Consider the following 7937-nt stretch of genomic DNA (forward strand, 5'->3'; position numbering starts at 1 on the left):
CGCGCTGGCCCGGGCACCCGCCAGCGCGGACTCCAGCTCGGCGATACGGGCGTCCCGCTCGGCCAGCTCGGCGCCGAGCCGGTCCAGCACGTCATCGACCTCCCGCATCTCGTATCCCCGCAGCCCTATCGGCAGCCGCAGCTGGTCCACGTCCGCGCGGCCGAGAGGGCGGCGCGTGGGCAGCGGCTCCTCCAACCGGTCGGGTGGCGCGTCCTCGAGACCGCCGCTGACGCCTCGCCGCGTGTCCTGCCCGTCTCCGCTGCCCAGCACGGCGAGCGCGACCGCGGCGACCACCACGACCAGTGCGATCAGCAGGAACCAGAACGCCGTCACTACGGTCATCTCCCCATGCAGGCTTGCGAAGTCTCCGGCAGCCCTCCTCCGGGGCAACCCGTCGCCCACGATCGTGTCACGTCGGTACGACAACGCCGGCGGCGCGCGTACCGTACGCCCGCCCGTGCTGCCGCGCCGCCGGTGCCGCTCGGGTCTCCGGGACGCGCACGCCGCCTGCCCGGAGTCACGCCCACCCGGGGCTCCCGAGCAGGCCGTAGGCTCGAACCCGTCCAGCCTGCGGAACCGTCCGGCGACAGACCGCACACGGTGTGCGACACGAGCGAGATCGAAGAGGAACAGAATGCTGCGCCTGGGAACACACGAGTTCGAGACGAACGAGCCACTGATCATGGCGATCGTGAACCGGACTCCGGATTCCTTCTACGACCGCGGCGCCACCTTCCGCGACGAACCGGCCCTCGACCGGGTGGAGCAAGCGGTCTCGGACGGCGCGGCCATCGTGGACATCGGCGGTGTGAAGGCCGGTCCGGGCGACGAGGTGACCGTCCGGGAGGAGATCGACCGCACCGTCGGCTTCGTGGCCGAGGTACGCCGGCGCTTCCCCAAGCTGGTGATCAGCGTCGACACCTGGCGGCACGAGGTCGGGGAGGCCGTCTGTGCGGAGGGGGCCGACCTGCTCAACGACGCCTGGGGCGGCGTGGACCCGGCGCTGGCCGAGGTGGCCGCGCGGCATAGCGCCGGCCTGGTGTGTACGCACGTGGGCCGCGCCCAGCCACGCACCCGGCCGCACCGCGTGGGCTACGCGGACGGGGCCGTGATGAGCGACATCCTGCGCGGCACGCTCGGGCTGGCGGGCCGGGCCGTCGAGGTCGGGGTACGCCCGGACGGCATCCTGATCGATCCAGGGCACGACTTCGGCAAGTCCACCCGGCACTCGCTGGAGGCGACCCGGCGGCTGGACGAGATGGTCGAGACGGGTTGGCCGGTGCTCGTCTCGCTGTCCAACAAGGACTTCGTGGGCGAGACGCTGGACCGGCCGGTGACGGAACGCCTCATCGGCACGCTCGCCACCACCGCGGTCTCCGCCTGGCTGGGCGCCCGGGTGTACCGGGTGCACGAAGTGGCCGAGACCCGCCAGGTACTGGAGATGGTGGCGGCCATCGCGGGACGTCGTGAGCCCGCGGTGGCCCGGCGCGGCCTCGCCTGAGCCGGCGTCCGGCCGAACGGCACGCGGGACCACCCGCCGCCGTGCCGGACAACCGCCGTGCCGGACAACCGCACTGGTGGCCGTGCCGGTCATCGGCCGTACCGACAGCCCGGGCGATCGGCCCGACACCCGCCCCGGCCTCGGTCAGCCGGCTTCCTTGGTCACCAGGGTCACGGCCTCCGCCAGGTCGTCGGTGAGCTGGAACAGCTCCAGGTCCCGGCTGGACGCCTTGCCGGTGGCGACGACCGAGTCCCGCAACCAGTCGATCAGGCCCTGCCAGTACGCCGTGCCCACCAGCACGATCGGGAAGCGCGTCACCTTCCTCGTCTGCACCAGCGTCAGCGCCTCGAACAGCTCGTCCAGCGTGCCCATCCCACCGGGAAGCACGACGAATCCCCGGGCGTACTTCACGAACATGGTCTTCCGCACGAAGAAGTAACGGAAGTTGATCCCGATGTCGACGTACCGGTTGAGGCCCTGCTCGAAGGGCAGCTCGATGCCCAGCCCGACGGAGGTGCCGCCGGCCTCCAGGGCACCCTTGTTGGCGGCTTCCATCGCGCCTGGCCCGCCGCCGGTGATGACCGCGAAACCGGCCTCCACCAGGCCGCGGCCCAGCCGCTCCCCCGCCTCGTACTCCGGCGAGTCGGGGGACGTACGAGCCGAGCCGAAGACGCTCACCGCCGGGCCCAGCTCGGCGAGCGCCCCGAAGCCCTCCACGAACTCCGCCTGGATGCGCATCACCCGCCACGGGTCCTGGTGCACCCAGTCCGAGGGCCCCGTCGTGTCCAGCAGCCGCTGATCAGTGGTACTGGTCTGGCGCTGGCCCCGGCGGCGCACCACCGGCCCGAGACGCTGCTCCCACGGCTCTTCCCGTTCGGAACTGACCATGCTCTGCTCCCTCCGACTGCGATCTTCCGCCCCAGAGTACGCAGACCGGTCGGCCCCCAGGACCAGACCGCCGCGCCCTCCGGCGCTCGAGCGTGCCGCACGTCCCGTGCCGCACGTCCTGTGTCGTACGTCCTGTGTCGTACGAACCGCGCGCCCGTACGAACCGCGCGGGTCGGTGACGCTGGCGGCTGGCGGCTCAGCCCAGCAGCCAGGCCCGCAGCGCCGCCTCGCAGTGCAGCACCCGCTCCGTCTCGACCCGCTCGTCCCGCTTGTGCGCCAGGTTCGGGTCCCCCGGGCCGTAGTTCACCGCGGGCACCCCGAGGGCGCTGAACCGGGAGACGTCCGTCCAGCCGTACTTGGGCCGTGGCTCGCCGCCCACCGCCGCGATGAACGCCGCGGCGGCCGGATGGGACAGCCCCGGGAGCGCGCCACCGCTGCTGTCGTCGACGGTCAGCTCCGCCACCGGGCAGTCCGCGAAGACCTCCCGTACGTGCGCCAGTGCCTCGTCCTCCCCGATATCGGGCGCGTAGCGGTAGTTGACGGTGACGGTGCAGGCGTCCGGAATGACGTTCCCCGCCACGCCGCCCTCGATCCGCACGGCGTTCAGCCCCTCCCGGTACTCCAGGCCGTCGATCACCTTCCGGCGGGGCTGGTAGTCGGCGAGCCGACGCAGGACGGGCTGGGCGGCGTGGATGGCGTTCTCCCCCAACCAGCCGCGCGCGGAGTGGGCACGCTGGCCGGCCATCCGCAACAGCACCCGCAGCGTGCCCTGGCAGCCGCCCTCCACCTGCCCGTCGGAGGGCTCGAGCAGCACGGCGAACTGCCCGGCCAGCCAGTCCGGGTGCGCCTTCGCCAGCCGGCCCAGGCCGTTGAGATGGGCCTCGACCTCCTCGTTGTCGTAGAAGACGAACGTGAGGTCACGGTTCGGCTCGGGAACGGTCGCGGCGACACGCAGCTGCACCGCCACGCCGGCCTTCATGTCGCTGGTGCCGCAGCCCCACAGCACGCCGTCCTCGTCCAGCCGGGACGGCAGGTTGTCCGCGGCCGGCACGGTGTCCAGATGGCCCGCCAGGATGACGCGTTCGGAGCGCCCCAGCTCGGTGCGCGCGACGACGTTGTTGCCGTACCGCAGCACGGTGAGGTGGGGCAGTTCGCGCAGGGCCGCCTCGACGGCGTCGGCGAGTGACTTCTCGTCCCCGCTCTCGGACGGCAGGTCGACGAGCTGTGCGGTGAGCAGTGCTGCGTCCTGCTCCAGGTCAAGTCCGTTCTGCGGCATGTGCACAGCCTACGTCCCCCGCTCTGGCGGGATGGGCGCCGACGGGGCGGCGCGCACTGGGGTGCGGGAGGCCCGCGCCGACCGGTTACCTTGGTGCGCGTGTCAGCGTCCTCGTCCTCCCCCGGTGGCTCCTCGCGTGGCAGAAGCGGCAGACGTCTGCGCTTCCTCGCCGCTTGCGTCGCACTGCTCGGCGTCGCCGGCTACCTCCTCACGCAGTACGTCACCGGCGGCGTCGGGCCACCGCGGTGCACCGTACGGGTCGCCGAGAAGGGCACGCCCAACGAGCCGGGCGAGTACGCGGTGGACCCGGAACAGGCCGCCAACGCCGCGACCATCGAAGCGGTCGCGTCCGCCCGCGAGTTGTCCCACCGGACGGTGACCATAGCCCTGGCCACCGCGATGCAGGAGTCCTCGCTGCGCAACATCGACTACGGGGACCGCGACTCGCTCGGCCTCTTCCAGCAACGCCCCTCCCAGGGCTGGGGCGACCCCAAGGAGATCCTCGACCCGGTCTACGCCTCGGGGAAGTTCTACGACAAGCTGCTCGAGGTGCCGGACCACGCGGAGCTGCCGCTCACCGTCGCCGCGCAGAAGGTACAGCGCAGCGCCCACCCGCGGGCGTACGCCAAGCACGAGGCGGACGCCGACCTGTTGGCCCGGGCGCTCATGGGACGTTCCGGCGCGGTGCTCAACTGCACCACCAATCCGGGGGACATGGCGGACGCCGGGGACCCCGAAGCCGTACGGGCGACCCTGGCGCGGGAGTTCGGCCCGGCGGTGCTGTCCGGGCCGTCGGCGGACCGCGCTGCTCGTACGGACGGCGCGGACGGCGCGGACCGTGCGGCTCGTACGGAGGGCGCCGGCCGCGCCGGGAACGCCGACCCCGGGACGATCGAACTCCCGGTGCGGTCGGACGCGCGCGGGCGGGAACTGGCCCACTGGGCCGTCGCGCACGCGTCCCAGCTACACATCACGCGGATAACGAACGGCGACCGTGTCTGGTCCGCCGAACGCTCCACGGAGGGCTGGCGCGAGGTGGAGAGCGCCGAGCGGGACGGTTCGACCGTCGTGCTGCGGCTTGCCAGCGGCACTTAGGGGCTGCCGGGCGGAGTCGAGCGGGACCTCGGACGGCCCCGGCTGGCCTGCGCCCAGGAGACCGACGAGCCACGCCGTTACCAATCCTTTACCGGATGTGCCCGAAACCTTCCGGCCGTCCCGCCCGATAGGCAGGGCGTTCCGGTCGACGTGCTGAGGCCCGACCGTGATCCCTTCCAGAAAGCAGCCATCTCTCCGTCAAAGGAGCACCATGTCCCTCCCCCTCACGCGCCGGATCGCCAAGGCCGCGCTGCTCACCGCGGCGAGCGCCGCGTCCGTCGTCGGCGTCGCCGGCGCGGCCAGCGCCGCCGACCAGCAGCCCGGCAACCTGGGTGGCCTGACCAACGTGGACGGCGCGGACGTCAACGGCGCCCTCAAGGACACCACCTCCCACGCCGGCTCGCTGGCCTCGGCCGCGGGCGACGGCGCCGTACGGTCCGGCGTGCCGGCCGCGACCGGAGCCACGACGGGCGCTGTGGACGAGACCGTCCGGGGCGCGACCCGGGAGGGCCTGCCGGACACCGGCCTGCGCACGGACCAGCTGCCCACGGACGGTCCGCCGCTCAGCTGAGCGTTCGCTCCACGGAGCGACACGGGGCCCGGGCAGGACGTCGAAGTCGGTTCCGGGCCCTCCGGCCGCCGGTCGTTCCCGTCAGGTGAGCCGTGCCGCCGCACCAGCCGTCCGGCCACCAAGCCATCGCCGGCCGGCCCCGCTACTCAGGCCCCCGCTCAGCCGCGGAGCCGTGCCACCGCCGCCTCGACCCGCTCGTCGGTCGCCGTCAGACCGATCCGTACGAACCGCTCCCCCGCCGGCCCGTAGAACTCGCCGGGTGCGGCGAGTACACCCCGCTCGGCCAGCTCGCCGATGGTGTTCCAGCACGGCTCGTCCCGGGTGGCCCAGAGATAGAGCGCCGCCTCACTGTGCTCGATCCGGAAGCCGTTGGCGAGGAGCGCGTCGCGCAGCGCCACCCGGCGTGCGGCGTACCGCTTCCGCTGCTCGGCGACGTGCGCCTCGTCACCCAGTGCGGTCACCATGGCCGCCTGTACGGGCGCCGGGGTCATCATGCCGCCGTGCTTGCGGACCTGCAGCAGCTCGTGCAGCACCCGGGGGTCCCCGACCGCGAACGCGGCCCGGTAACCAGCCATGTTGGAGCGCTTGGAGAGCGAGTGGAGCGCGATGAGGCCCTCGTACGAACCGCCGCACACCTCGGGGTGCAGCACGGAGACCGGATCGGCCTCCCAGCCCAGCTCGAGGTAACACTCGTCACTGACGACCAGCACCCCGTGCCGCCGCGCCCAGTCCACCGCCGCGCGGAGCGTGTCCGGTGTCAGCACCCGGCCGGTGGGATTGGACGGCGAGTTGAGCCACAGCAGTCGCAGGCCGCTCGGCTCCAACCGCTCGACCTCCTCGTACGGCACCGCCTCGGCACCGGCGAGCCGCGCGCCGACCTCGTACGTCGGGTAGGCCAGTCGCGGATGCGCCACCCGGTCACCGGGGACCAGCCCCAACTGCGTCGGCAGCCAGGCCACCAGCTCCTTGGAGCCCACGACCGGCAGCACGTGCTCCGGCGTCAGGCCGTCGGCGCCCAACCGGCGGGCGCACCAACCGAGGATGGCCTCCCGCAGCGCGGGGGTCCCCCAGACGCCCGGGTAGCCCGGACTGTCGGCGGCGTCCGCGAGGCTGCGCCGTACGCACTCCGGCACCGGGTCGACGGGCGTGCCCACCGAGAGGTCCACTATGCCCGCGGGGTGTGCCGCGGCGGTGGCCTTGTAGGGCTCGAGCCGGTCCCAGGGGAAGACGGGCAGGCGATCGGACACGGGTGGCACGGCTGGTCACTCTCTCTCGAAATGCCGCAGGGGTGTCCCTGACCACGGTGGGTCCGACCGCGCGGGCCGGACGACACCGTCGGGGACACCCCTGACGACGCGTCTCACTCGGAGCCCGTTCAGGCCCCGAGTCGTACGCCGCCGGTGGTCACTCGTCGTGACTCTGCGGCGGAAGTGCGGCGATGACCGGATGGTCCCGCTCGATCAGGCCGAGCTTCGAGGCACCGCCGGGCGAACCGAGTTCGTCGAAGAACTCGACGTTCGCCTTGTAGTAGTCCTGCCACTCCTCCGGGGTGTCATCCTCGTAGAAGATGGCCTCGACCGGGCACACCGGTTCGCAGGCCCCGCAGTCGACGCATTCGTCCGGGTGGATGTACAAGGACCGCTGGCCCTCGTAAATGCAGTCGACGGGGCACTCCTCGATGCAGGCCTTGTCCTTAAGGTCGACACAAGGCTCCGCGATGACGTAGGTCACGCTGTCGTTCCTCCTCTATAGGGGCGGCGGACGCTAACGGACCGCCGCAGGGCGCGCGGGAGCGCGGCGTCGTCGATGCCCGCGTCTAGTATCGCCGTTCCCGGCCATGAGACGAACAGGAGGGGTGGGTAGAGCGATGAAATTCGCCACAGGCGGACATCTCGCGGTTCGGATTACCCCGGACGACGTGGGGAAACGCGTGTCCGTGCGGACTTTGACCGGTTCCTGCGACCGAGCTGGACGGTTCACCGACACCGTCGGGGTCCTGACCGCCTGGAGCGAGGGCACGCTCCGTCTCACCCGGCGGGACGGGTCGGCGGTCACGCTGGACGAGTCCGCGCTCGTCGCCGGCAAGACGGTGCCGTCCGCCCCGGCACGGCGGCGGGGGCTGCCGGCGGCAAGCACCCGGGAGCTCCAGTGGGTGGCGGCCCGGAGCTGGCCGGCGGTGGAGACCGAGCACCTCGGCGGGTGGACGCTGCGCGCCAGCGTGGACGGGGCCGCGGCCGACGGTCGTACGGGCCCACGGGAGGGTTTCACCGCGCGCGCCAACTCGGTGCTGGCGCTGGGCGACCCCGGCCTCGAAGCGAAACACCGTCCGGGACCGGACCGGCCGGAACTGGGCCGGCCCCTGGACGGACCGGCGCTGGACGCCGCCCTCCACCAGGTTGAACGCTGGTACGCCGCCCGGGCGCTCCCCGCCCGCATCCAACTCAGTACCGGCGCCGCGGACAGCCAGGAGTTGCTGGCCGCCGAGCTGGACCGGCGCGGCTGGGTCGCCGAGCGGCACGCGCTGATGTGTACGGCCGCCCTCGCGCCGCTCGCCGACCGGCCGCCGGACCCCCGGGTGCGGGTGCACCGGCGGTTGGACGCGCACT

At 72.8% G+C, this 7937-nt stretch carries 8 protein-coding genes and 1 pseudogene; 4 read left to right on the forward strand and 5 right to left on the reverse strand.

Going from position 1 to position 7937, the window contains the following annotated elements:
- A partial coding sequence (locus AN216_RS25790; RefSeq protein ID WP_070199144.1) for a DivIVA domain-containing protein occupies window positions 1-342 on the reverse strand: 342 nt, incomplete at its 3' end.
- Window positions 343-634: 292 nt separating this feature from the next.
- Between AN216_RS25790 and folP the strand changes: the two genes are divergently transcribed.
- A complete protein-coding gene (gene folP, locus AN216_RS25795; RefSeq protein WP_070199145.1) occupies window positions 635-1501 on the forward strand; it encodes a dihydropteroate synthase in 867 nt (288 codons plus the stop codon).
- Between the two features lie 144 nt (window positions 1502-1645).
- On the opposite strand, the gene AN216_RS25800 is transcribed toward folP, so the two are convergent.
- The gene (locus AN216_RS25800) at window positions 1646-2389 is read right to left on the reverse strand and encodes an LOG family protein (RefSeq protein ID WP_070199146.1); all 744 of its coding nucleotides are present in this window, start codon (window positions 2387-2389) and stop codon (window positions 1646-1648) included.
- Window positions 2390-2585: 196 nt separating this feature from the next.
- A complete protein-coding gene (dapE, locus tag AN216_RS25805) occupies window positions 2586-3665 on the reverse strand; it encodes a succinyl-diaminopimelate desuccinylase (protein ID WP_070199147.1) in 1080 nt (359 codons plus the stop codon).
- A 99-nt stretch (window positions 3666-3764) separates the two neighbouring features.
- Between dapE and AN216_RS25810 the strand changes: the two genes are divergently transcribed.
- Window positions 3765-4760 (forward strand): VldE C-terminal domain-containing protein, encoded by a 996-nt coding sequence (locus tag AN216_RS25810; protein ID WP_070199148.1) that lies wholly within the window; start codon window positions 3765-3767, stop codon window positions 4758-4760.
- 211 nt (window positions 4761-4971) lie between these two features.
- Window positions 4972-5331 (forward strand): hypothetical protein, encoded by a 360-nt coding sequence (locus tag AN216_RS25815; RefSeq protein WP_070199149.1) that lies wholly within the window; start codon window positions 4972-4974, stop codon window positions 5329-5331.
- Between the two features lie 158 nt (window positions 5332-5489).
- Here AN216_RS25815 and dapC read toward each other — a convergent pair whose 3' ends face one another.
- Together dapC and fdxA are read right to left on the reverse strand one after the other, a co-directional pair.
- A complete protein-coding gene (dapC, locus tag AN216_RS25820; protein WP_070199150.1) occupies window positions 5490-6587 on the reverse strand; it encodes a succinyldiaminopimelate transaminase in 1098 nt (365 codons plus the stop codon).
- Window positions 6588-6735: 148 nt separating this feature from the next.
- Window positions 6736-7062, reverse strand: a complete 327-nt coding sequence (fdxA, locus tag AN216_RS25825; protein ID WP_070199151.1) for a ferredoxin — start codon at window positions 7060-7062, stop codon at window positions 6736-6738.
- A gap of 136 nt (window positions 7063-7198) precedes the next feature.
- Between fdxA and AN216_RS28475 the strand changes: the two are divergent.
- A pseudogene (locus AN216_RS28475) lies at window positions 7199-7937 on the forward strand (GNAT family N-acetyltransferase); the annotation flags it as partial.

The organism is Streptomyces oceani, assembly GCF_001751245.1.
Taxonomy (GTDB): domain Bacteria; phylum Actinomycetota; class Actinomycetes; order Streptomycetales; family Streptomycetaceae; genus Streptomyces; species Streptomyces oceani.

Coding starts and splice junctions, on each gene's coding strand:
- folP (WP_070199145.1), top strand. CDS start 635: ATGCTGCGCCTGGGAACACACGAGTTCGAGACGAACGAGCCACTGATC.
- AN216_RS25815 (WP_070199149.1), top strand. CDS start 4,972: ATGTCCCTCCCCCTCACGCGCCGGATCGCCAAGGCCGCGCTGCTCACC.
- dapE (WP_070199147.1), bottom strand. CDS start 3,665: ATGCCGCAGAACGGACTTGACCTGGAGCAGGACGCAGCACTGCTCACC.
- AN216_RS25800 (WP_070199146.1), bottom strand. CDS start 2,389: ATGGTCAGTTCCGAACGGGAAGAGCCGTGGGAGCAGCGTCTCGGGCCG.